Raw genomic sequence first — 22980 nt, 5'->3', positions numbered from 1 at the left:
AGTTTTAGGCGAATAGCCGCATCTAGGCTAGACAAAGAGTGAGCACAACAGTATAACTGACTAATTATTAATGTTTAATTGGCGCTATACTAACCCTAGTTGAGGAACTTAGCACACGGAAGCAAACCCGATGCTGGAGTTGATTATAAGAAGGTTGTTTGAAGGTTCAGCGACCATAATAAAGGTTCACAAACTATGACTTTGCTGTGGATACCCCTGTTATCCCTTATAGGCAGTTTACTTGCGAGTTTTACTGGTAAATTATCGCGCAATCAAAGTGCGATTATCACCGCAATAATGCCCATTTTAGGCTTAGCCCTAGTACTGAGTTTAGCCCCCGATGTGCTGGCGGGTGAGACCCTCTATTCCAGCCTACCCTGGATACCTGAATTAGGCGTGAACTTGTCTTTCCGTCTGGACGGGTTAGCCCTGCTGTTTTGCTTACTGATCCTGTGTATCGGTTTGCTGGTTATTCTTTATGCTCGCTATTACCTTAGTGAGAATGACTCCATGCCTAAGCTTTATGCCTACTTAATGCTGTTTATGACAGCCATGCTAGGTATCGTCACGGCGAATAATATTATTCAAATGTGGTTCTTCTGGGAGCTCACCAGTATTAGCTCATTTTTATTGATCAGCTACTGGTCCCATAAACCTGAAGCACGTAAAGGCGCACGTATGGCACTGGCTATTACCGGCGCTGGCGGTCTGGCCCTGTTGGCGGGCTTAGTGCTCATTGGCCAGTTAGTGGGCAGCTACGAGCTTGACGTTATCCTTCAAAGTGCCGAGGTGATCAAGTCATCGTCTTGGTATCCGGTTATTTTGGTGTTGGTGTTGCTAGGGGCGTTCACCAAATCTGCGCAGTTTCCCTTTCACTTTTGGTTGCCGCATGCGATGGCAGCACCTACGCCAGTCAGCGCCTACTTACATTCGGCAACGATGGTTAAAGCCGGAATTTTCCTGTTAGCCCGCTTTTATCCCGCACTGGCAGGCACCGAGCTATGGTTCATTATTGTTGGCGTAACCGGCCTGACAACCTTGTTAGTCGGTGCTTACATCGCTTTATTCAAACACGATTTGAAGGGCTTGTTGGCATACTCGACTATCAGTCATTTGGGCCTTATTACCTTGCTCCTAGGCCTGGATACGCAGCTGGCGACAGTTGCGGCGATTTTCCACATTATTAATCATGCTATTTTTAAAGCATCACTGTTTATGGCCACCGGGATTATCGATCATGAAACCGGCACCCGAGATATGCGTAAACTAAACGGTATGTGGCGCTATATGCCCTATACTGCGACCTTAGCGATGGTGGCGGCGGCGTCCATGGCCGGTGTGCCGCTTCTGAACGGCTTCTTATCAAAAGAGATGTTCTTTGCTGAGACCTTACACCAGCAAATGCTGGGGTCTATGTCATGGTTAATTCCAGTGTTGGCGACGGTAGCCGGGGCGTTGTCAGTGGCTTATTCGGCGCGTTTTATTCACGATGTATTTTTCAATGGTGAGCCCAAAGACCTACCAAAGGATCCCCATGAAGCGCCGCGTTATATGCGCGTGCCCATTGAAGTGTTGGTTGCGATGTGTGTGCTCGTCGGTTTGTTCCCAGCCTTTGTAGTGGACCCTATTTTATCGGTCGCTTCCAATGCAGTTTTAGCCGGTGATGCACCGGATTACAAACTGGCTATTTGGCACGGTTTTAATCTACCGCTATTTATGAGCGCGGTGGCAGTCGCCGGTGGTTTGTTTATCTATTCTCAACGCAAATATTTATTCCAGTTCCAAGCCTCGCTACCCAGTGTTAATGCAAAAAGGGCATTCGACGCCGGTATCCAACAGGTGATGACGTGGTCACGTGAGCAAGTTCTGCGTATAGAGAATGGCTCTTTGCAGCGCTATGTCTTTATTTTATTGCTCTCGGCACTGGTTCTTGCCGGTCTGCCATTATTTGAAATGCATACGCTGGCTGGGTCTAAAGGTCTGAGCGATATTGATGCTCATAATGCCATTGGCGCGGCCTTGCTCATGATTGGCGCGCTTGCCACCTTGGTATGGCATCGCTCGCGCATGGTGGCCCTCATCATGATTTCGGTGGTGGGGTTGATGACATCAGTGGCCTTCAGTCGTTTCTCTGCGCCTGACTTGGCGCTCACTCAGCTTACTGTGGAAGTAGTCACGGTGATGCTATTGATGTTGGCACTGTTTTTCTTACCGCAACGTACGCCAAAGGAATCAAGCTCAATTCGAATCTTGCGAGATCTAGGGATCAGTAGTGCCATTGGTATCGTTATCGGCAGTATTTGTTATGCGGTGCTCACACGCCCCCACGAGAGTATCTCGCAATTCTTTGTTGCCAATGCCAAAACGGGTGGCGGCGGTACCAACGTTGTAAACGTTATTCTCGTAGACTTCCGTGGCTTTGATACTCTCGGTGAAATCACTGTATTGGGTATCGCAGCGCTGGGTATCTACAAGTTATTACTAAATCTGCCACTATTTATGCCAGCATCAGACAGTGAAGGGCGCCCTTGGGCTCGCGAACGTCACCCGCTATTGTTGGCGAGTATCTCGCAAAGTTTGCTGCCGCTGGCCATTATGGTGTCCGTGTATATTTTCTTGCGTGGTCACAACTTGCCGGGTGGTGGCTTCATCGCCGGCTTGGTCACTTCTATCGCCTTTATCTTGCAGTACATGGCTAATGGTTCGAATTGGATACGTGCGCGCATGGATATCAATTACCGCAAGGTGATAGCCTCCGGGTTAGCCATTGCCACACTGACAGGCATGGGAAGCTGGCTGTTTGGGCGTAACTTCCTAACCAGCTGGTTTGATTATTTTGATATTCCGTTGGTGGGCAAAACTGAGCTTGCCAGCGCAATGATTTTCGACCTAGGGGTCTATCTCACTGTGGTAGGTGCCACGTTGATGATTTTGGCAAGCCTAGGTAAATTGACAGCAGAAACACCGAAAGAAAAGGTCAACCTCTAATGGAACTCTTATATGCAAGCTGTGTAGGTCTATTAGTGGCCTGCGGAGTGTATCTTATTTTACGAGCGCGCACTTTCCCAGTGGTGCTCGGGCTTACCATGCTCTCTTACGCGGTGAACCTATTTTTGTTCTCCTCAGGGCGTCTACAAATCAATAAGGCGCCGGTGTTGGGTCAGTCTGCAGGGTATGCCGATCCGCTGCCTCAGGCGTTAGTATTGACCGCCATCGTGATTGGTTTTGCGATGACCGCGTTTGTGGTGATCTTGGCTATTCGTGGCCGCGCGGATTTAGGTAATGACCACGTGGATGGTCAACCACGCTCGAAAAAGGGGTCATAGTTGATGCAGCATTTGATCACTTTACCTATCCTACTGCCTTTACTTGCGGGGATCATTTTACTGCTCCCGCCTTGTGGTAAAAACCTCATTATTCGCCGCTGGACAGCGATGTTTATGGCACTGCTTACGTTAATAGCGAGCACGGTGTTATTGCAGCAACTGCTGCAAGGCGGACCGATTGTGTATGCTATTGGTACTTGGCAGCCACCCTTTGGTATCGTTTTATACGCCGATCCGTTGGCGGTGCTACTGACTATCCTAACAAGCTTCCTAACCTTGGTTACCACCATTTACGCCAGTCGCGGTGATGACAAAAAAGGCAGCTTCTATCATCCCCTTACACACTTCTTGCTTATGGGTGTGAATGGTGCCTTCTTAACCGGGGATTTATTTAACCTGTTTGTCTTTTTTGAAGTGCTACTGATTGCTTCCTATGCATTGCTAATGCATAAAACGGATAAACAGACCACCAAAGCCGCGCTTCACTACGTGGTGCTTAACTTGGTGGGCTCGAGTATCTTCCTCATCGCCTTAGGGATTCTTTATGGGGTACTCGGTACGTTGAATATGGCGGATTTAGCCACTAAAGTAGCTCAGCTACAGGGCGATGATATTTACTTGGCTAAAATAGGTGGTTTGTTGCTGCTTATTGTCTTTGCTCTAAAGGCCGCCTTATTGCCATTACATTTGTGGTTAGCGGCAACTTATAGCCGTGCAATGCCTGCGGTAGCAGCGCAATTTGCGGTTATGACCAAGGTCGGTATTTACGCCATGATGCGCGTGTTCACCATGATCTTCGGTGATAACGCCGGCGAGCTCAGCGGTATGGCCACCACTTGGTTATGGCCTCTGGCGCTGGTCACCTTAGTGGTTGGGGCTGTTGGCGTTTTAGCTTCGGAAGATTTACGTCGGCTAACGGCAAATTTAGTCATTGTCTCGGTGGGCACCTTAGTGGCTATGGTGGCTCTGAATAATGAGCAGGCCACGGCTGTGGCAATCTATTACTTACTGCACTCAACTGTGGGCTGTGCGGCAATGTTCTTAGTTGCGGACTTGATTGGCTTACAGCGTGGTAAAGTGCAAGATAGGCTGGTGAATAGCCGCAGTGTTGCTGAGCCAAAGCTACTCGGTATCTGCTTTGTGCTGTGCGCCATTGCCTTGGCCGGTTTGCCACCACTTTCTGGCTTTATCGCTAAATTATGGTTACTGGATGCGGCTTGGGAAAGCAACGTTGCCTGGGTGTTCTGGCCCATATACCTGATTGTCAGTTTGGCAACCCTTGTGGCTTTGTCGCGAGCTGGAACGAGCCTATTTTGGCATGACAACCCACAGCAAGATGAACAATTTGAAGATGCCGTATACGCTGGCAAACGCCGAAGCTTCGCGGTGCTACTGATGCTTGCAGTGCCAGTATTAATGACAGTGTTCGCTGCACCACTGACCGAAGTGAGCCAGCATGCAGCAGCAACACTGCATAATACTCAAGTCGCGGTTGATACTGTTTTTGCGTTGGCTAAGGGGCAATAAATGCGTTTACAAGCAAAATATAAGTGGTTACCCACCCCGTTTCGCACCATATTATTGTTTGCGGTTTGGCTGTTGCTTAACAACAGCGTATCGCCAGGCCATTTAATTTTAGGGGCGGTACTGGCTATTGTTATTCCGCTGTCTATAGCACCATTTCGCAAGCCTCAGCCGTTAATATTGCGCCCCGGCTTGGCATTTAAGCAGCTGCTTATCGTGCTGTGGGACATTATCACTGCGAATATTGAAGTAGCGATAAAAATACTGGGGCCAAGCAAGCGTTTGCGTCCTGGGTTTATTAAAGTGCCGTTAGATTTAAAACATGATTTACCTATCACCATGCTTGCGAGCACTGTGTCATTAACTCCCGGCACGGTCAGTGCTGAGGTGTATCCGATTCCAGAGTCTCTGCCACAAGGACAAGAGCCTGAACAACGCTTCTTGCTGATCCATGTGCTTGATATGGGAGACGAACAGGAGCTGATTAACTCCATTAAAAGCCGTTACGAAGCGCCGTTGAAGGAGATTTTTCAATGTTAGAACATGTTTTACTTATCGTGTTTGCGATGATTGGCGTGTCACTGGTGCTCAATTTGTGGCGCTTAATTGTCGGCCCTTCTATCCCTGATCGTATCTTGGCACTCGATACCATGTACATTAATACCATCGCGTTGATTATTTTGTATGGTATCGGTATGCAAACACAGATTTACTTTGAAGCTGCGCTGCTTATTGCCATGCTTGGTTTTGTCAGCACTGTCGCAGTATGTAAATATTTACTACGTGGCGATATCATTGAGTAGGAGAGGGTATGTTTGAGTGGATAATTGCCGCGTTCTTACTGGCAGGCGGCGCGTTTATTTTAATTGGTTCTATTGGTCTGGTAAAAATGCCGGATTTCTTTATGCGTTTACATGGCCCAACGAAGGCCACCACCTTAGGGATGGCATCGCTACTTATTGCCGCCAATGTTTACTTTAGTGTTACTAATGGTGAAGTGAACATCAAAGAGATTCTTATTTCTATATTTTTGCTGATCACTGCCCCCATCACAGGTTATATGCTTATCAAATCGGCCATTCACCACGATTTAAAAGCGCGAGAAGATACCAAAGGGTTGGATAAAATAGAAGACGACTAAGTAACAATATGAGCAATGAAAACGGGGCGAAAAACGCCCCGTTGTTATATCTACCGCTTAGAATATCCGTTAGAAAGTGGTGACCACTTTAACAGCATCTGTGACGCTGCCAGCATCAACAAAGCCGATAGTATCGGGGTTTGAGCTGACTAACTGAATCACTTCAGCATCGTTATCTACCTCTTTAGGCGGTGTGCCTTTTCCTGTAAACACGAGCTTTGACCAATAAGCCTTAAGTTGTCCCGAGGACTTATTCAGTGCTTTTTGGTTAAATTCATCGGCGGTGGCTCCGCTGGCTTGGCTAATGGGAATTGCTTTATTGCCATTGGAGAACGATTTCTCTTTGCCAATAAAGATGCGCTCCACCGTGTCTTTATTGATATCACTGCCATTACTGGGGTGAACGATAACGGCCACATCAGCCAGAGCGACTGATGAGCTCAATAGCGTGAACAAAAATGCGATCTTATACATAATTGTGCTCCTCATTTAGAATACCGCGTCAACACCGATGGTGATCGACTCACTGTCACCCGCAACCGCTAAGTCAAAAGAATCATCTTCAACTTTATCGAATTGCACTTTAAATGCAGCGGACGGGTGGAAGTCCCACCTTACACCCACCGATGTGGTGTTGTGCTGCTCGGTATCGCCATCGCCTTCTTGATCAAATTCAGAGTAACTCACATAGGGGGTGATGCCATCAAAGCGATAGCCCGCGCTGACCATGTAGGTATCGAGGTTGCCATCGAGATCGAGGCGGTTAAGCTCTGTTAATACAAAGGCGTCGCCAAAGTCGAGGTTCAAGGCGAGACCATAGAACTTACCGTCGCGTTCGGTATCCCCATCTTCCCAAACAACGATATTGCCACTGCGATAACGCTCATTGGTATAACGCATGTGTGTAGCCCGTATTTCAAACCAGTCGTTACTCGCTTGAATTACGCCGCCAATGATATCTTTCCATATTTCTCTGGTTGGCTCTTGGAAGAAAAATTCGCTTAGCAGCTTGTTGCTCTCATCGTCTTCACGGCCGCCATAAATATTACCGCTGATGGACCAATCACCAACATAGCCGTTGTATAGCAAGTTAAGACCGTTGTAATTGAATATTTGCCAGGTGTAATTATCGGCAGGAGGCCGCATCCATACATAGGCATAACCAACATCATAGAAGTCCGAGTAGTAGAATAGCGGTAGGCGCTTCTTACCCCCTTGCAAAGTCCAATTCTCATTGAGCTCATAGGATAAGTAGGCCCACTCGAACTCAGCATCAAAATCATTAGCACCGCGAGCCACTATTTGCCCTGTTGCGCTAAGACCATCCATCAAGTCGGCACTCACTTGAAGGCCGAATAGCGACTCGGGTTCGAAAGATATTTCATCGGTGTAAGCACTAACAATGGGGTAGTCGGCTAAAAAAGTCGGCTCTACACCATATTGTGGAACACCATCACCACTGAGTACTTTACCAGCATTTATGCTGACAAAGCCCGATACGTTGACATCCGCAAAACTTTGCGAGCTGAACGACAACGCCACTGCAATTAACGATAGTTTGAGTTTCATACCTGTTTCCTAAGTTGTGTGCTTAGTGCTTCTTGAGTATAGACAAATATAAGGTTTGTAAATTTTTTGTTGTATATTCAGCAGGCAACCACGGCCATAACGTTTTTTGCATGAACCAATAAAAATGAGAGAAAAAGCAAAAAAAGTTAGAATTTTCTTAAATTTGGTTAACACTTAGAGGTAGCTGGCCGATACCTAATAAGCATTACTTTCTGAGGTGTACACTATGAATACGGGTTTCTCGTTCGCAAACCTAAGCATTACTAAAAAAATCCACGCGATTACTTGCGTCGCGGTGGTGGCTTTTGTGGTGATTGTGTTAGTCAACTATTCCGCCATGAGCTCAAATCAGCAATCACTCAACGAGCTTGAGACTTCCACCTACAACTTGCTCAACATCACCGCAGAAAACGCCACTGCGCTGAACAGCGTTGATGAGCTTTATACCCAGGCAGTTACCTTTGGTGATGCAGAGTTGCTGGATAAGGCCGAAGAGGTCTATCAAACCATCACGGATAATTTAGAAAAGCTAAATAGTATTCAAGGCGGTTTTATGCCTGCGAACACCACTAAGCGGCTACAAGATTATAAAAACATAGCCGCTAGCATCGCCAAGGGGATGATCGATGGCACGGCGGACTTTAGTAAAATTCAACAAAACGCAAAGCAGAAAACCGACATTTTCAATTCCCTCACGACTGACTTTAACAATGCCGAAGAGCGTGCCAATGCGCGGTTTTTACAGCTGATAAACGAAACTGAAAGCCGCTCAGGCACGGCAATGACAACCATGTTAATTGTCGCTGTGGTCTCTGTGATTTTTGTGGTGCTACTTGCGGTGGTGATCGCCCGAGGTATAGGTAACTCGGCAAAAGATGCCGCGCAAAATTTGCATTTGTTGGCACAGGGGCAGGGGTCGTTGTCGACCACGCTCAATGTGCGTTCTCATGATGAAATTGGCCAAGTCTCCATCAACTTCAATGAATTTATTGCTCTGCTAAAAAAAGCGGTGGTTGAAGTGATGAATGTGGTTGAACCGCTGATGGAGAACTCTACACGCTTGGTGCAAGGCATGGAAAAAGCAGAGTCTGCGACCAACCAGCAAACCAGTGATGCAGAAATTGTCCGCCAGTCGATGGAAGAGATGCGCCAGAGTGTGGGCGATATTTCTCATTCTGCTTCGCAAGCATCCGACGCAGCGCAACTTGCCGAGCAAGAGGTGGCACAAAGCAAAGACCAAATCCGCGTATCCGTGAGTGAATCACAAACCTTGAGTGAGGAAATCAACCGCGCCGCAGGCACTATTAATAAGTTGGCGGATGATACCCAGAATGTGACCCAGATTCTCAATGTGATTACCTCAATTGCAGAGCAAACCAACTTATTGGCATTGAACGCAGCAATCGAGGCCGCCCGTGCTGGCGAGCAAGGTCGAGGCTTTGCGGTGGTCGCCGATGAGGTTCGAGAGCTGGCCTCACGTACCGCCAAATCCACCAATGAAATTCGCGAATTGCTTACCGTGTTAACTGAAGCAGCCAATGACGCCGTTAAAGCAATGACCTCAGCGCGGGATATGGCCAGTAATAATGCTCAAGCTGCCGAGCAAACAGGGCAATCGATTGAGCAAATCTCCGAACAGATTTTATCTATTAACACCATGAATGGGCAAATTGCCGCCGCCACTGAGGAGCAAACCTCTGTGGCCACTATGGTCGTTGATAATGTCACCTCAATGCACCGCTCCTTTGAAGATACGATGCAAGCGCTCAGTGAAGTGCGCGATGTCGCTAAAAACCTACACTATCTATCTGACAACCTGTTGGACGCCACTGCCAAATTTAAAGTGGAGTAAGTGAATCAAGGGTGAGTAAGGGCGCTACTAAATAGCGCCCTTTTTTAGGCCTTTACTGAGGTGTCGTCGCGCATTGCTATCCTCATAGCGAAAAGAAACACTCAAAACGGGTGAATTTACCAGCATTGAGCAATCCATGAGGATAGTCAATAAATGGTTAAAACATCCAATTAGCGATCATTTAGACTAATCCAGCTGAGAGCAGAGTTTTTAACCACCTGAAATTAAATCACTTTTATTTGGCACCAAGTTTGCTCTGTAAAGATTAATTCAATTCCATTAAGGATAAAAAGTGAAAAACGTTGGATATCTTTTAGGTTTACTCATTTTTGCGTCAGGTTGTGCAACAAACAGCAGAAATCTAAGCCATGCTCTTGGCGAAGAAAGCGCGCACTCGCGTGACCTTATCACTGTTGAAGAGATCGTGTTTGCCAGCGAAGGGGTGCCACTATCAGGGAGCATATTTATTCCTAAAAACCCACAAGCAGCGGTCGTTCTAGTACACGGCTCAGACCCTGTTCCACGTATGTCAAAGCTAGCTGAGTCATTGGCCAAGCATAACTTGTTGGTTTTGACCTATGACAAGCGTGGGGTGGGTGAGTCTGGTGGGGTTTACGTTGGGCCTCAAGTTGGAACTAATAATATCAGTGTTGATAATTTAACGTTGCTTGCCAAAGATGCCAGTGCTGCGGTAGATGTGGTTCGTGAATATGACAATAGTTTATCCATTGGCCTGCTAGGTGCCAGCCAAGCTGGCTGGATTATTCCAATTGCCGCACTCAATAATCAATCGGTAGAGTTTATGGTTCTCTTTAGTAGCCCAACTATCACGACTTTGGAGCAACTGAGGTTCCAGTTCTACACAAATGGAAGAGAAGATTTTTGGCAAACACAGAGCTATGAAGAGGCCCGTGAACATACCCTAAACGACCCTGATAAATATGAGTTCAATGCAACGGATCCGAAAGTTTATCTAGACTCTCTATCAATACCAGGGCTTTGGCTCTTTGGAGAGCAGGATATACAGGTCCCAGTCAAAATGTGTGTGGAGCAATTGAATGAACTAAAAGCTCAAGGCAAGCCTTTTGACTATGTCTTACTTCCATCGCTTGGGCACGATACGAACAAAGCAGAGCCTCTCGCTATTGCAATACATTGGATAGAGCAAAAATATGCCTCCAATTAACCCGCTATTCGTGTTTTGGCGAAGTTGGAAAAACCCAATCTCATGGCTAAATAACGGCTCAAATGCGACAGCAAGTTGCAGCGCAGCGCAGAGCATTATTAATCTCTAATGGCGCTTGGCCGACTTTTGAGGCTCACGAAATGAATGGTCGCTTTTGACAGCAGCCAAAAATCATTGAACTTAACATTGACCGGGCGAAAAGCAGATATTCACTTGCTAGCGAGTCTTGGAGTGCCTTTTAAATGCTGGTAAGGACATTTCCTCAGTCAAAAGAACCCTCCTAAAACTTGTTATCGACTCCTACTGTGTCGCAGTCAATAACGCATTGCATTCCTTTTGCTCTGCGGCACTATTTACTTTAATGTTTGATTCACGATAATTTTTTCAATAATACTCGCGTGTCTATAGGCGCTTGGTCTTTTATCTTGCAAGGTCTCGCTAATAAGTTTTTAAATAGTTAATGGGGTTTTTGAATATCCGCAATATTTTAGTAACTGATCGTTCAGTAGCAGAGTTCTGCTCAATATTCGATTCAGAAATAACCGTGATTACTTCTCAGCTTGAACACATTGAATCTTGTTTTGAGCAATATTTTAGTGAGCCTGAAAAGCAAAAATATAAATGGGTTCAGGAATTCACATTTATGACTATAGAGTCTGTTGTTACAGCAACAAGGCTTTTGATTGAAGGGCATATTAATGCCTCTGGGAATACAATGAGAATTTCCAATGAATCTATATGTTTAGCTATACTGCTTAGTGCAGAGAGCAACGTAGTAATTGATAAAGGAAAAAAAGCAAAACCAATCAACTTTACAAAGCCTATGAACAAGGTAAGAGTAATACAAAGGCTCATAGAGCTGTCGATAATGTTTTATTAAATGCTAGTACTTTAGGATTGGTAGAAGGGAGTGAGTGGCTCAAGCAAGCAAAGAATTTTTATAATGGTTATAGCCACGCATCGATAACGACAATGAGTTCATTGATGTTACCTTCGGGTAAGCCAATTATTGCAGGTGGTTTTTATAAGGAAAAATTAGACCTATATAAAGACCACCTACAGTTTATTGTTAGGTACGCAAATCATCTACCTAAGCTTATTGAGGCAATAGCTTTACGCAATTTAACAAGCAATTGAATTAAGATTCGTTTAAAGCTGTCCCGCCAATTGCTGCGTAATTCGCCCGCCAGCTTTGGCTCACTTACTAATTGGGCGTTATGTGGACAGGGATATTTGAATTAAAATGAAGTTTTTAATTTCTGCACTTGCTATTTTTTTGCTCATTGGTTGCACGACAGGCAGGTTGGAATATGTCACCCCGGAAGGCGAAACGAAGTACGGGTGCGAAACTGAATACACGTGGCAACCCAGTGTAGACAAATACGCAGTAGAGTACATTCTAAGTTACTGTGCCAAACAGGCTGCTCAACTTGGAAATACAGTCGTCAATACGAATCTGCTAAATCTAAACCTATCTATTCCCGCACCACCGACAGGTCAAAACTGGAGTTTTGACCTAGCGAAGTCAATGTACAAAAAAGGGCAGCTCACCGATAAACAATACGGTTACCTAATTGCTTATATGGATTTGGGGCATGACAAAGGTTGATGTTGCGGCAAGTTCAAATAATAAAGAGTTTATCCCACTCACTTCGGTCGCAGGTGCAGTAATGCAACCGTGCTTCGCGATGATGCCACTAGTTCAATATCCGCTAGCTTTGTGATTTAGGAGCAGGGTGGCCGTGAGAATATTCCTAATTTTGATAACTTCTTTATTGAGTTCAGCTTCTCTAGTCAATGATGCCGAGTTTTCATCGTTTAGAATAGGAACAGACTCTTACGATACTCGTAGTGGAGTCTTTAAACGTTTATTGTGTTTGGAAGGCCAAGATAGTATAGAAGTTGTTTTATCGCTTACTACAAGTGAAAAATTGCAACTTTTTCGTTTAGCTCAACAGGATATTTTTGAGGGCAATGCAGGTTTGGGTGAACTAGAAAGTGTATGTGTTAGCAGTTATCCATACGAAGTTATATATGGTGACAGCACGGGGGAAATTAAAACGACTTGTTATTCGCCTTTACAAGATGATGAAGCTTATTTATTAAAGTTTGTTTACTCTATTGATACTGTTCAAAATTTGCCAAAATCACATTGCAGGCATTATTAGTGCTTGCACGTGGGAAGCAATTCACCGGAAATAAAAAGTAGTGTGATGAGCTCACCCTACATAGTTTTATTCTGTTACTTAGGCCTTAGCACTCGCCATAGACACTTAAAACACTGCCAGATTGGACTAGGTTCAACCTATCCAATCTGGCAGGCTCGGTTTAGGTTTATTTAATTTAGAAGGTGGCGACCACTTTCACCTTGTCGCTGGCACTTGCGGCACTAACGTACCCTATTGCCCCAGGGTTGGCTGCCACAAAGTCAATCACCGCTTGATCGTTCGCTAACTTGTCCGGTGGTGTTCCTTTACCTGTGAACACCAGCTTAGACCAGTAGGCGTTAAGTTGTGAACTCGATTTGCCTACCACCTTATCGTTAAACTCATCAAAGGCGGGTGTGCCATCTTGATTCACCGCCGTGGCGCTATTGCCATCAGGGAAAGACTTAGATTTACCGAGATAAAGCTTCTTGATCGCATTTTGATCTAGACTTGCACCATTACTGGGATGAACGACTACGGCAATATCAGCCCACACCCCTTGCGCGAATACTAAAAGCGAAACTGCTGCTACTTTTTTTAACATGTTTTTCCCCTTAGAACACTAAGTCTACACCCATAGATACAAGATCTACTTCGGTATTGGTAATATCGTCTTCGAATCGACTCACATCAATTTTAAATGCCGCCGATGGATGGAAATTATAGCGTGCGCCTATAGTGTAGGTATTGGATTCTGCCCGCTGAGAGAGTAAGGCAAAGTTAGTTACATCTCGCAGCAACGGCGCATTTGGGTCACTCGGGTTAGTCGACACATTGATAGGGCCGTTAGGTGTTTGAATCTGTGCGGGTATCGTGTTCAACTCGGAACTGTCATTTTCGTCGTCGTTGTTTTCATAGGTAAAATGCACTGTCCAGTCATCGATACGATAACCCACCGAGGCATAGTACTGACTCTGTTTTGCTAAGAAGCTATCCTCAATTTCATACTGGGTATATTCAGCGTCAAATAAAAAGTTATTGTAATCAATACCAAAACCAATGCCGGCGAAGTAAGAGTCATCCTCTTCAACAGCTAAGTCTTGGCGTTGCTCATTGAGTCCATAGCCTGAAAGGCCACTAAACAATGCACTTAACTGTGCACTGTTACTTACATCAATAGAAACCTCGCTGAGAATGTATGCCGCTCGCGCAGTAAACCAGTCTTTTGATAGTGTCCAATTGAAGCCAAATGCATCATTGATTTCGACATTATCGCTCTCGGTAACTGCTGCTATATCTTCATTCACCGAGCCATACATCAGCTGGATGCTGCTATCCCATTCGCCAATATTGCTGTTATATAAATAGCTTAACCCTTCATAAGTGGAAAAGTTGAGGTTATACACCGATTTTGGCGGGCGCACCCAACGATAGGCGTAACCCACATCTAAAAAGTCTGAATAGCGATAAAAAGGAATACGCATTTTCCCGGCGCTAAGCTGTGAATTGTCAGATATCTCGTAGGTGAGATAGGCCCATTCAAACTCAGCATCAAAGTCGTTCTCTCCACGCGCAATAACCTGTGCGGTGGCGCTTAGGCGCTCTTGTAAATCGGCCGACACCTGCAAGGCGAACTTGCTCTCTTGCTCCATATTAAAGTCGTTATCATATCCATAGAGCGTATCGTCATCATCCAGAGTTTGACCACCGACAATAGAGGCGAAACCATTTATTCTTACCTCAGCAAAGCTGGGCAAGCTAACCAGTGCGGCTGCAATAGACAGCCCTAGTAACGTTTTCTTCATGTTGATTTCCTTACTGTTACCGATTAAGGGTGCCTTTTGAGCATAGAATAAAATACCTAGTTAACAAGGTAGGTGACTGATACTTAAGCAGTAGTTCAAGGCAAGCGTATTGCTAATGAAGTGAAGAAAGTGTCCGCTGCGGACACTTTTATTGTCCGCGGACACCTTAGATTCTCAAGAGCTATATTAAAAGTTTATGAAAAACAACAAGTTAATCTTTATTTCTAAGTTGGCATGGTTTTCGTAACCCTGTACTCATACGTACTAAGGGAAGTTGTTATGCTATTAACTTTATTTGTTTTTTTTACCTCTCCATTATTGGTGCTTGCGGCGGCACTTATCAGCACCTGGTTACACAGTAACTGCCTGTTGGTCGGGGAGGCGCAGTCATGATCCGCGATACCCAAGCACAGGACACTGTTGTGAAAGAGCGCCAGCGCTCATACAAACCCTTGTTGATTGGTCTTATCAGCGTATTAGTCATCGCTGCAGCGCTCTATACCTTTGCTAGTCCCCAGTCTAATACCAGCCACTCCATTGCCCGTGAGAGTGTCAAAATTGCCACCGTCGAGCGGGGCAACCTGGTTCGCGATATCGCTACCACAGGGTTTATCGTCGCGGCCAATGCCCCGCAAGTATATAGCCCAACGCAGGGCTATGTGGAACTGCTGGTCAACCCCGGCGATACCATTGCCGTGGGGCAGGTCGTGGCGCGAGTTAAAAGCCCCGAGCTGGCCAACAACTTAAAACAACAGCAGTCTGAGCTTCAGCGTTTAGAAGATGAGCTTTCGCGCAAAGAATTACAGGTGCGCCGCGATAAACTCGCACTTATGCGCACGCTGGATATGGCCAAAGTGACTTTAGATGCGGCTAAACGTGAGCATCGTCGAGCGCTTATCTCTATTAAAGACAATCTTATCAGCCAAATTGATATGGAACAGGCACAAGATGAATTAGCGCGTGCCAAATTGGCCTATAAACATGCTCAGCAAGAAGTACAAATTGGCGAAGACACCTTAGCATTCGAATTAAAGTCAGCACACAGCGATGTCACCAGGCAGCAGCTTGTTGTTGATGACATCAGTCGCAAAGTGCGCGAGTTAGCGATTGTCGCGCCGGTCAGCGGGGTTGTGGGTAACCACTTTGTTCAACAGCAAGCAGCTGTGGCTCCGAGCCAGGCACTGATGACGTTGGTTGATTTAAGCGCTTTTGAGGCCGAATTACAGGTACCTGAAAGCTATGCCAATGAGCTTGGCTTAGGCCTTGAGGTCGAACTCAGTATTGGCTCTGAGCAGCTGATGGGGGAGCTGGTGTCTATCTCTCCTGAAGTGAAAGATCGCCAAGTGAGCGCCCGAGTGCGTTTTACCCAGCGTGAGGGCTTGCGCATTCGTCAAAACCAACGGATTTCGGCACGCATTCTTCTAGAAAACCGTGAAGATGTATTGATGGTGCGCCGTGGGGCATTTATGAATCAAGGCGGCTTTGTGGCCTATCGCGTCAATGGCGACGTGGCTGAACGAATTCAAATTCAAACAGGGGCGAGCAGTATGGCGGCGGTCGAGCTCACCGCAGGGGCACAGCAAGGCGATGAACTCGTGGTGTCCAGTTACGATGTATTTAACCAAGCGCAACGTGTATTGCTGCGTTAAGCGCTTATATAAAAGGATATAAAAATGATTAAAATGAATAATATCAACAAGGTATACCAAACGGATATGGTGCAAACCCACGCCCTACGGGATTTCAACCTTAATGTTGAGCAGGGTGAATTTATCGCTGTCACTGGGCCGAGCGGCAGCGGTAAAACCACGTTTTTAAACATTGCCGGGATGTTAGAGCCATTCTCTAGCGGTCAGTATCAGCTCGACGGTGTGGATGTGGGTGGTTTGAACGACAATCAACGAGCTGATTTACGAAACCAAAAAATTGGCTTTATTTTCCAAGGATTTAACCTTATCCCAGATTTGAACTTGTATGAAAATGTGGAAGTGCCATTGCGATATCGCGGTATCAAAGCCGCAGAGCGTAAAAAGCGCATTGAGCGATGTCTTGAGCTGGTAGGCCTCGGTGCTCGCGCCAAACACCTGCCACAACAGCTCTCTGGGGGACAACAACAGCGTGTCGCGATCGCTCGGGCGTTGGCCGGCGAACCGCGCTTTCTACTTGCCGATGAACCAACCGGAAACCTCGATAGTTTAATGGCGCGTCAGGTCATGGAAATTCTTGAAGATATTAACCGTGAAGGGGCGACCATTGTCATGGTTACTCATGATCCGGAGTTGGCACGCCGAGCGCCGCGCAATATTCAGGTCGTCGATGGCCAACTTGCTGATTTTAGTCTGTATCAAGGCCGACCTAGTAGCGCAAGCAGTGCCGGCGATATTGCTCAACAGGCTGTAGGGGGCTAATGATGTTTTGGCACTATATTGATTTAAGTTGGCGCTCGCTCAAGCGTACCCCCATGGTGAGCACCTTGATGGTGTTGGCTATCGCCATTGGCATTGGTGTAACGATGACGACTTTATCGGTGTATCACATGATGAGCGCCGACCCTATTCCGGCAAAAAGTAAACAACTGTTTGCCGTGCAATTGCAGTCAATGGACGATGGCGACGGCTGGTGGACCAGCGATGATTTGCCTTATCAACTGTCTTTCCCAGATGCAGAAAATCTATACCAAGACCGTGCAGCGAAAGCGCAAGCGCCGATGTTGCGCACAGGTTTTGCCGTACATCTTGGAGATGCGCGTACCAAGCCACAACTGATGGGGGCAAGAGCGACGAGTCGCGACTTTTTCAGCATGTTTAACGCCCAGTTTGTGCATGGTGGAGCATGGCGCGAGCAGGCGGACAAAGACGCAATGAAACAGGTGGTCATTGAGCGTAGCTTGAGCGAAGAACTTTACGGCCAGCAAAGTCCAGTGGGAAAAACCTTATACCTCGACAATCATGTGTTTGAAGTGGTGGGAGTTGTTGCGCCAGTCACCCGTCATATCAAATTTTACGATTTGAATAATGGCGCGTTTCGCAAGCCAGAACGCATTTTTGTGCCGTTCTCTTTAATTCGTGAGCTGGAATTGCCCTCATGGGGGAACTCCAACGGTTGGAAACGCGAAGAGATCAAAAGCTATCAAGATAAATTGAATTCGGAGATTTATTGGCTGCAATATTGGGTCGAGCTCGATAATGATGAGCAAAAGCAGCAATACAGCGACTATTTGCGCAATTATATCGACCAGCAAAAGCAACTGGGGCGGTTCACGCGAGAGCATCCGAAGTTTTCCTTGCGCGATGTTAATCAGTGGATGACGTACAACAAGGTCGTCAGCGAAGACAATAAAATTTTAGTGTTATTAAGCTTTATGTTCTTGGCTGTTTGCTTGGCGAATATCCTCGGTCTACTGCTCGCTAAGTTTATGCGTAGGGCACCGGAAGTGGGTGTGCGCCGAGCCTTGGGGGCGAGCAAAACACAAGTATTTATGCAGCATTTGGTCGAGGTTGCCTTGCTTGGCAGCTTAGGCGGTGTGCTCGGTATTTTTCTGGCACAGTTGAGCCTCTGGGGCGTGCGAGAAAGTTACAGCGCCTACAGTGACTTGGCTACCATGGACGCGTTCATGCTTATCAGTGCGCCAGTCATTGCCATTATCGCGTGTGTCGTCGCTGGCTTGTTACCGGCTTGGCAGGTGTGTCGAACCAACCCCGCTTATTATCTGAAAACGCAGTAGGAGCTAGAGCATGTCAGAATTAAAACCCATGATAAACGCATTACTGCGCTCAAAAATTGGTGCTGTGTTACTACTGGTACAGGTAGCCATCACCTTGGCTATCGTCAGTAACGCGGCGTTTATGATAAGCGACCGTCTCGCCTATTTGAATCAACCTACTGGCTATGACGAGTCGGCTATTTTTAGTTTTCGAGTGAATAACTTTGACCCTGATATCAACCTGGTTCAGCAATACGCCTTGGATGAACAGGCGATCCGCTCTCTCGATGGTGTGGTTGATGTGGCGATGACTAACTGGGTGCCACTGTCCGGCAGTGGTGACTCGAGCAGTATGCACACTTCGCCACCGCCAGAGATGGGCCGTGGTGTGCGTGCAGCGTATCAGCTTACCAGCGACAGCGCCCTTAATACTCTAGGTGCCACCTTGATTGCTGGGCGTAACTTCCGTGCTGATGAAGTCGTGCACAGTGATAATCGCGACAATTTGCCAACCACAGCCATTGTCACCAAAGATTTGGCCGAGGAGATGTTTCCTGATGAGTCAGCGCTTGGGAAAACCGTTTATCAAGGGCAAGGCGCACTGAAAATAATCGGGGTTATCGATACCATTAAAGGCCCGTGGCTTGATGATAGTCGCCCGGCCAATGTGATCTTCTTCCCGTTTAATTATGCCGACTCGCGAGCCGAGTTCATAGTCCGCACCGAGCCCCATAAGCGTGCACAGGTAATGGCACAAATCGAAGAGCTGTTACTTAACAACGAATCTCAGCGTGTGATCTATCGTATTGAGGGATTAGATGAAAGCAAAGCCGCTTATATGGCGCGTGATAGGCTGGTCATGCGTATGCTGATCGTGTTAATTGTGGTCCTAGTACTGGTTACTGCGCTAGGTATTTTTGGCTTAACGCTGTTTAATATCTCCAAACGCACTAAACAAATCGGTACGCGTCGCGCCTTAGGTGCAAGACGCTCGGCCATTGTTCGTTACTTCTTGGTCGAGAATGCATTGGTTGCCAGTGTCGGTATTGTTCTTGGAGCAGGCCTGGCAATGTTATTAGGGCAGCAGCTTATGACGGTCTTTTCTTTGCCCAGTCTATCGTGGACTTTTGTCTTGGCGAGTGCCACTTTTATGCTCATAATGAGTTTGATTGCCGCTTGGGCGCCGGCTCAGCGAGCCGCCAATATCGAACCCAGCATCGCTACACGGTCTATATAATTACAATAACAAGCGGCGCCGATAGGTGCGCCGCCACATTATGGATAATATGAAAAAGATACTCATCGTTGACGATAACACCGCAGTGTTGGAAGCATTGTCGCTGCTACTGGAGATTCATGGTTATCATCCCGTGGTCTGTGAAACGCCCACCGAGGCGCTGCATATCGTTCGCTATCAACGTATTGCTTTAGTTTTACAGGATATGAACTTCAGTGCTGATACCACCTCAGGTGAGGAGGGCAGAGCGCTGTTTTATCAGTTACGAGAAATCAACCCACACCTTCCGGTGGTCTTGATCACCGCTTGGACCGAGCTCAGTACCGCAGTGGAATTAGTCAAAGCCGGCGCAGCCGACTACATTGGTAAGCCTTGGGATGACCAAAAGCTGTTAACGACCATCGAAAACCTTGTCGCGCTGGGCGAAGCCGCCAGTGAGAATGCAACCTTTAAACGCCAAGCCCAAGAGCGCAGCCAAGCTCATGCTGGCGCTGATTTAGCCGGGTTGGTATTTGCCAGTGCTGCAATGCAGCGGGTTGTGGATATGGCGTTGCAGGTGGCCCATGCTGATGTGCCTGTGCTTATCACGGGAGCGAATGGCAGTGGTAAAGAAGGCATCGCTGAGATTGTGCACCGTAACTCTGTACTCAAAGCACAGCCCTTTATTAAAGTGAATGCCGGGGCACTGCCTAGCGACTTAATTGAAGCAGAATTATTTGGCGCTGAAGCCGGCGCATTTACCGGAGCCAAAACCACACGCATAGGACGCTTTGAAGCCGCTGATGGGGGCACCTTGTTCCTTGATGAAATAGGTAACCTATCACTCGATGGGCAAATGAAATTGTTGCGTGTGCTGCAAAGTGGTGAATTTGAACGCGTTGGCTCCACGCAAACCCGTAAGGTCTCGGTGCGGGTGATCTCTGCGACCAATGCAGACCTGCGCAGTGATATTCAACAAGGGCGCTTTCGCGAAGACTTATATTATCGTCTCAATGTCATTGAATTAGCGGTGCCACCTTTGTGCCAACGCCAAGATGATATCCCAGCTTTAATTGCGCACTTTTTGCCAGGACGAGAGCTGAGTCCTCATGCCGAGCAGGCGCTGCGTCATCATAGTTGGCCGGGAAACGTACGCGAGTTGGAAAACGCCTGTAAGCGTATAGCGGTGCTTAAGCCGCAAGGTGAATTACAGGCAGATGATTTTGCTTTGCAAAGTGCTGAACAAGCACAGATGCAAAAACATGAGCCCTCGAAACAGGACATTGAGCACTCTATGCGTCTACATCAAGGCGTGGTGGCCAAAGTGGCACGGGATTTTGGTTTATCGCGACAAGCGTTGTATCGGCGTATGCAGAAATTTGGTATTGAATACTAATGGCCCTGTTAACTTCACCCACCAGTCGCCTTACCTGGCAGCTGAGCTCATGGCTGAGCTTGTTTGTTTGTGCGCCAGTTGTAGCTGGGGTATTGCTAGGGTTGTTATCGGTGTTGCAGGCGTTGCTCTTAGCCGTCGTGCTTGGCGCGCTGCAAGCCATGTTTATACATTATGTGGTCACACCCAGAGTGAAAGGGCTCCAGGCTATAGAGTCGGGGTTGTTGAACTTTAAGGATGGGGATTTTTCCACCTCTTTGGCTTATAACAAAAATGATGAGTTGGGCGATTTGTGTCGGCTTTACAATGAAACCGCGAGCAAATTACATCAAGAGCGGCAATGGATATACCAACGAGAATTGATGCTCGATAAGGTTCTGCATAGCTCGCCGCAAGCGCTGTTATTAGTGAATGACAAACAGCAGGTGGTGTACAGTAACCACAGTGCTAGGAGCTTGTTGTTTGCCGATTTACGCGTTGAGGGTGAGCAATTATCGGTATTGTTTGCGCGCATGCCAAACGGGTTAGCGCAAGCTTTGCAGGCAGGGAAAGAGGGCTTATTTAGTGTTGAGCAGCAACATGAGCAGCGGCAAACATGGCACTTAGCCACCGGACACTTCTTGCTCAACAATCAAGCTCATACCTTGTATATACTTAAGCCCATGACACGGGAGATCTCACGCCAAGAAGTGCAGGTGTGGAAAAAGGTGATCCGAGTAATTAGCCACGAACTCAATAACTCCCTCGCGCCGGTATCATCCATGTTGCACTCTGGGCAGTTGTTGGCACAAGGCATTGAAGACACCCGTTTAGCGCGAGTATTTACAACGATTGACGAGCGAATCGGTAAACTCAGTGAGTTTGTTCAAGGGTATGGGCGGTTCGCTAAATTACCACAACCGCAGATGAAACATTTCAGCTGGCACAATATGATGCAAGGGCTTACGCAGCAATGGGCTTTTACACTGCTTGGGGAATTGCCAGAGCAGGGCTATGGCGATGATACTCAGCTTGAGCAATTGCTTATTAACCTGCTCAAAAATGCCCATGAATCAGGCTCTCCAGAGGCAGATATCAGTGTTGAGGTGAATTGTAGCGAGGCGCAGCAGGAAATACTGGTTCGCGATCGCGGCAAAGGTATGTCAGAAGCCGTGATGGCCAGTGCGTTGGTGCCCTTTTACTCCACTAAAAGTTCGGGGTCAGGGCTAGGCTTAGCGCTGTGTCGTGAAATTTGCGAGGCGCATCATGGTGACATCAGTTTACACAATCGCCACCACGGTGGCTTAGTAGTGCGTGTGCACCTGCCCCTTGCTTAGTCGGTTGTGCCAGGCAAAAACAAAAGCGAACGTTAAATCAGCATGAGTAACACTTTATACATCACCGGCGCTGGGGTTAGCGCCGCCAGCGGTATTCCCACCTTTCGTGGTGAGGATGGGTTCTGGCGCATCGGCAGCGCACACTACACCCCTATGGAAATGGCAACTCGGGCCATGTACCAACATAATCCCAAGGAGTTTTTAGCCTGGTATTATCATCGTTTTGCTACGTACCGCCATCATGGCCCGAATGATGTGCATCACTGGCTCAGCGATAAAAATCTGATCACCCAAAATATTGATGGCTTAGATGCCAAGGCGGGGAACAACAATTATATCGCTATTCACGGGCGCTTAGATTTAATGACCGAATTTCATAACCAAGGAGAGGCGGTGACGACACACCCAGCGCCTTGGGAGAGCATTGATGAGGGGAACCTCCATGCTTCGTTGCTGGCGGCCTTTGCCATTGACGGTGAAAAGCCCCAGCTATACCACTCTTACAAACCTTTGGTCCTGCTCTTTGATGAGTATTACACCGACCTATATGGTATTACCGAGGCTCAGCAACGCATGCTATCAGCGGATGAAATCGTGTTTATTGGTACCTCGTTCAGCGTCAATATTACGCAAATGGCATTGGAGATAGCCCGAAGCAGAGGCATTGATGTTGAGGTTGTTGACCCTGAACCGGTGCAAGTAGCACATGCACAGGTGACTTATCACCGCATGACGGCGTTGGAATATGTGCAACGTATGGGTTAGCAGGTAATAAAAAAGCGCCCAACTGGGCGCCTTTAGT

Annotated in this window: 22 protein-coding genes; 18 read left to right on the top strand and 4 right to left on the bottom strand. The window is 47.1% G+C overall.

The genetic code is table 11. The features are described from left to right. Positions 1-195 precede the first annotated feature (195 nt). The 6 genes from MHM89_RS15430 to MHM89_RS15405 are packed head-to-tail and all read left to right on the top strand — an operon-like array spanning position 196 to position 5991. Positions 196-2988 carry a monovalent cation/H+ antiporter subunit A gene (locus MHM89_RS15430; protein WP_022945691.1) on the top strand — a complete coding sequence of 931 codons (2793 nt, stop codon included), beginning with the start codon at positions 196-198 and terminating at the stop codon, positions 2986-2988. Further along, entirely contained in the window at positions 2988-3326 is a 339-nt protein-coding gene (locus tag MHM89_RS15425) for a Na+/H+ antiporter subunit C (RefSeq protein ID WP_022945690.1), read from the top strand. Before MHM89_RS15430 ends, MHM89_RS15425 begins: the two co-directional genes overlap by 1 nt. Further along, entirely contained in the window at positions 3327-4853 is a 1527-nt protein-coding gene (locus MHM89_RS15420; RefSeq protein ID WP_053910343.1) for a monovalent cation/H+ antiporter subunit D, read from the top strand. After that, positions 4854-5390 carry a Na+/H+ antiporter subunit E gene (locus MHM89_RS15415; protein WP_239409168.1) on the top strand — a complete coding sequence of 179 codons (537 nt, stop codon included), beginning with the start codon at positions 4854-4856 and terminating at the stop codon, positions 5388-5390. Then, positions 5384-5653: a K+/H+ antiporter subunit F gene (locus tag MHM89_RS15410; protein ID WP_022945687.1), complete on the top strand. Its 270-nt coding sequence runs from the start codon at positions 5384-5386 to the stop codon at positions 5651-5653. The genes MHM89_RS15415 and MHM89_RS15410 overlap by 7 nt, the downstream gene beginning before the upstream one ends. An 8-nt stretch (positions 5654-5661) precedes the next feature. Further along, a complete protein-coding gene (locus MHM89_RS15405; RefSeq protein WP_022945686.1) occupies positions 5662-5991 on the top strand; it encodes a Na+/H+ antiporter subunit G in 330 nt (109 codons plus the stop codon). A gap of 69 nt (positions 5992-6060) precedes the next feature. Here MHM89_RS15405 and MHM89_RS15400 read toward each other — a convergent pair whose 3' ends face one another. Continuing rightward, positions 6061-6465: a phosphate ABC transporter substrate-binding protein gene (locus MHM89_RS15400; RefSeq protein WP_022945685.1), complete on the bottom strand. Its 405-nt coding sequence runs from the start codon at positions 6463-6465 to the stop codon at positions 6061-6063. A 15-nt stretch (positions 6466-6480) separates the two neighbouring features. After that, on the bottom strand, positions 6481-7560 hold the full coding sequence (locus MHM89_RS15395; RefSeq protein ID WP_022945684.1) for a porin: 1080 nt from the start codon (positions 7558-7560) through the stop codon (positions 6481-6483). A 226-nt stretch (positions 7561-7786) separates the two neighbouring features. Here MHM89_RS15395 and MHM89_RS15390 point away from each other — a divergent pair, with 226 nt between their 5' ends. The 5 genes from MHM89_RS15390 to MHM89_RS15370 all read left to right on the top strand — a co-directional run bounded on the left by MHM89_RS15390 (position 7787) and on the right by MHM89_RS15370 (position 12766). After that, the gene (locus MHM89_RS15390; protein ID WP_239409167.1) at positions 7787-9412 is read left to right on the top strand and encodes a HAMP domain-containing methyl-accepting chemotaxis protein; all 1626 of its coding nucleotides are present in this window, start codon (positions 7787-7789) and stop codon (positions 9410-9412) included. A gap of 292 nt (positions 9413-9704) precedes the next feature. After that, complete coding sequence (locus MHM89_RS15385) at positions 9705-10598, top strand: alpha/beta hydrolase (protein ID WP_239409166.1); 894 nt, start codon at positions 9705-9707, stop codon at positions 10596-10598. 469 nt (positions 10599-11067) lie between these two features. Then, positions 11068-11478 carry a hypothetical protein gene (locus tag MHM89_RS15380; protein WP_239409165.1) on the top strand — a complete coding sequence of 137 codons (411 nt, stop codon included), beginning with the start codon at positions 11068-11070 and terminating at the stop codon, positions 11476-11478. 363 nt (positions 11479-11841) lie between these two features. Beyond that, on the top strand, positions 11842-12207 hold the full coding sequence (locus tag MHM89_RS15375) for a hypothetical protein (RefSeq protein ID WP_239409164.1): 366 nt from the start codon (positions 11842-11844) through the stop codon (positions 12205-12207). A gap of 133 nt (positions 12208-12340) precedes the next feature. Then, positions 12341-12766, top strand: a complete 426-nt coding sequence (locus tag MHM89_RS15370; RefSeq protein WP_239409163.1) for a hypothetical protein — start codon at positions 12341-12343, stop codon at positions 12764-12766. A gap of 175 nt (positions 12767-12941) precedes the next feature. Here MHM89_RS15370 and MHM89_RS15365 read toward each other — a convergent pair whose 3' ends face one another. Then, a complete protein-coding gene (locus tag MHM89_RS15365) occupies positions 12942-13349 on the bottom strand; it encodes a substrate-binding domain-containing protein (protein WP_045978152.1) in 408 nt (135 codons plus the stop codon). A 10-nt stretch (positions 13350-13359) separates the two neighbouring features. Then, positions 13360-14550, bottom strand: a complete 1191-nt coding sequence (locus MHM89_RS15360; RefSeq protein WP_045978151.1) for a porin — start codon at positions 14548-14550, stop codon at positions 13360-13362. Positions 14551-14939: 389 nt separating this feature from the next. On the opposite strand from MHM89_RS15360, the gene MHM89_RS15355 reads away from it, so the two are divergent. The 7 genes from MHM89_RS15355 to MHM89_RS15325 are packed head-to-tail and all read left to right on the top strand — an operon-like array spanning position 14940 to position 22943. Then, entirely contained in the window at positions 14940-16199 is a 1260-nt protein-coding gene (locus tag MHM89_RS15355) for an HlyD family efflux transporter periplasmic adaptor subunit (protein WP_045978150.1), read from the top strand. A 24-nt stretch (positions 16200-16223) separates the two neighbouring features. Further along, positions 16224-16958, top strand: a complete 735-nt coding sequence (locus MHM89_RS15350) for an ABC transporter ATP-binding protein (RefSeq protein ID WP_138547854.1) — start codon at positions 16224-16226, stop codon at positions 16956-16958. A gap of 2 nt (positions 16959-16960) precedes the next feature. After that, complete coding sequence (locus tag MHM89_RS15345) at positions 16961-18274, top strand: ABC transporter permease (protein WP_239409254.1); 1314 nt, start codon at positions 16961-16963, stop codon at positions 18272-18274. A 10-nt stretch (positions 18275-18284) separates the two neighbouring features. After that, positions 18285-19490 carry an FtsX-like permease family protein gene (locus MHM89_RS15340; protein ID WP_239409162.1) on the top strand — a complete coding sequence of 402 codons (1206 nt, stop codon included), beginning with the start codon at positions 18285-18287 and terminating at the stop codon, positions 19488-19490. A gap of 49 nt (positions 19491-19539) precedes the next feature. Beyond that, positions 19540-20865, top strand: a complete 1326-nt coding sequence (locus MHM89_RS15335; RefSeq protein ID WP_152441464.1) for a sigma-54 dependent transcriptional regulator — start codon at positions 19540-19542, stop codon at positions 20863-20865. After that, the gene (locus MHM89_RS15330; protein ID WP_235419693.1) at positions 20865-22178 is read left to right on the top strand and encodes an ATP-binding protein; all 1314 of its coding nucleotides are present in this window, start codon (positions 20865-20867) and stop codon (positions 22176-22178) included. The genes MHM89_RS15335 and MHM89_RS15330 overlap by 1 nt, the downstream gene beginning before the upstream one ends. A 42-nt stretch (positions 22179-22220) precedes the next feature. Further along, on the top strand, positions 22221-22943 hold the full coding sequence (locus tag MHM89_RS15325; RefSeq protein ID WP_239409161.1) for a Sir2 family NAD-dependent protein deacetylase: 723 nt from the start codon (positions 22221-22223) through the stop codon (positions 22941-22943). The last annotated feature ends 37 nt before the right edge of the window (positions 22944-22980 follow it).

The organism is Pseudoalteromonas sp. CNC9-20 (assembly GCF_022347875.1).
Taxonomy (GTDB): Bacteria; Pseudomonadota; Gammaproteobacteria; order Enterobacterales; family Alteromonadaceae; genus Pseudoalteromonas; species Pseudoalteromonas ruthenica.
Note: the sequence above shows the minus strand (reverse complement) of the source record. Positions and strands in the feature narration are given on the sequence as shown.

What these genes read in the sequence shown, in the direction of transcription:
- MHM89_RS15415 (WP_239409168.1), top strand. Translation starts at nt 4,854, where the DNA reads ATGCGTTTACAAGCAAAATATAAGTGGTTACCCACCCCGTTTCGCACC.
- MHM89_RS15375 (WP_239409164.1), top strand. Translation starts at nt 11,842, where the DNA reads ATGAAGTTTTTAATTTCTGCACTTGCTATTTTTTTGCTCATTGGTTGC.
- MHM89_RS15390 (WP_239409167.1), top strand. Translation starts at nt 7,787, where the DNA reads ATGAATACGGGTTTCTCGTTCGCAAACCTAAGCATTACTAAAAAAATC.
- MHM89_RS15410 (WP_022945687.1), top strand. Translation starts at nt 5,384, where the DNA reads ATGTTAGAACATGTTTTACTTATCGTGTTTGCGATGATTGGCGTGTCA.
- MHM89_RS15360 (WP_045978151.1), bottom strand. Translation starts at nt 14,550, where the DNA reads ATGAAGAAAACGTTACTAGGGCTGTCTATTGCAGCCGCACTGGTTAGC.
- MHM89_RS15405 (WP_022945686.1), top strand. Translation starts at nt 5,662, where the DNA reads ATGTTTGAGTGGATAATTGCCGCGTTCTTACTGGCAGGCGGCGCGTTT.
- MHM89_RS15400 (WP_022945685.1), bottom strand. Translation starts at nt 6,465, where the DNA reads ATGTATAAGATCGCATTTTTGTTCACGCTATTGAGCTCATCAGTCGCT.
- MHM89_RS15335 (WP_152441464.1), top strand. Translation starts at nt 19,540, where the DNA reads ATGAAAAAGATACTCATCGTTGACGATAACACCGCAGTGTTGGAAGCA.
- MHM89_RS15425 (WP_022945690.1), top strand. Translation starts at nt 2,988, where the DNA reads ATGGAACTCTTATATGCAAGCTGTGTAGGTCTATTAGTGGCCTGCGGA.
- MHM89_RS15330 (WP_235419693.1), top strand. Translation starts at nt 20,865, where the DNA reads ATGGCCCTGTTAACTTCACCCACCAGTCGCCTTACCTGGCAGCTGAGC.
- MHM89_RS15365 (WP_045978152.1), bottom strand. Translation starts at nt 13,349, where the DNA reads ATGTTAAAAAAAGTAGCAGCAGTTTCGCTTTTAGTATTCGCGCAAGGG.
- MHM89_RS15325 (WP_239409161.1), top strand. Translation starts at nt 22,221, where the DNA reads ATGAGTAACACTTTATACATCACCGGCGCTGGGGTTAGCGCCGCCAGC.
- MHM89_RS15355 (WP_045978150.1), top strand. Translation starts at nt 14,940, where the DNA reads ATGATCCGCGATACCCAAGCACAGGACACTGTTGTGAAAGAGCGCCAG.
- MHM89_RS15345 (WP_239409254.1), top strand. Translation starts at nt 16,961, where the DNA reads ATGTTTTGGCACTATATTGATTTAAGTTGGCGCTCGCTCAAGCGTACC.
- MHM89_RS15395 (WP_022945684.1), bottom strand. Translation starts at nt 7,560, where the DNA reads ATGAAACTCAAACTATCGTTAATTGCAGTGGCGTTGTCGTTCAGCTCG.
- MHM89_RS15350 (WP_138547854.1), top strand. Translation starts at nt 16,224, where the DNA reads ATGATTAAAATGAATAATATCAACAAGGTATACCAAACGGATATGGTG.
- MHM89_RS15340 (WP_239409162.1), top strand. Translation starts at nt 18,285, where the DNA reads ATGTCAGAATTAAAACCCATGATAAACGCATTACTGCGCTCAAAAATT.
- MHM89_RS15430 (WP_022945691.1), top strand. Translation starts at nt 196, where the DNA reads ATGACTTTGCTGTGGATACCCCTGTTATCCCTTATAGGCAGTTTACTT.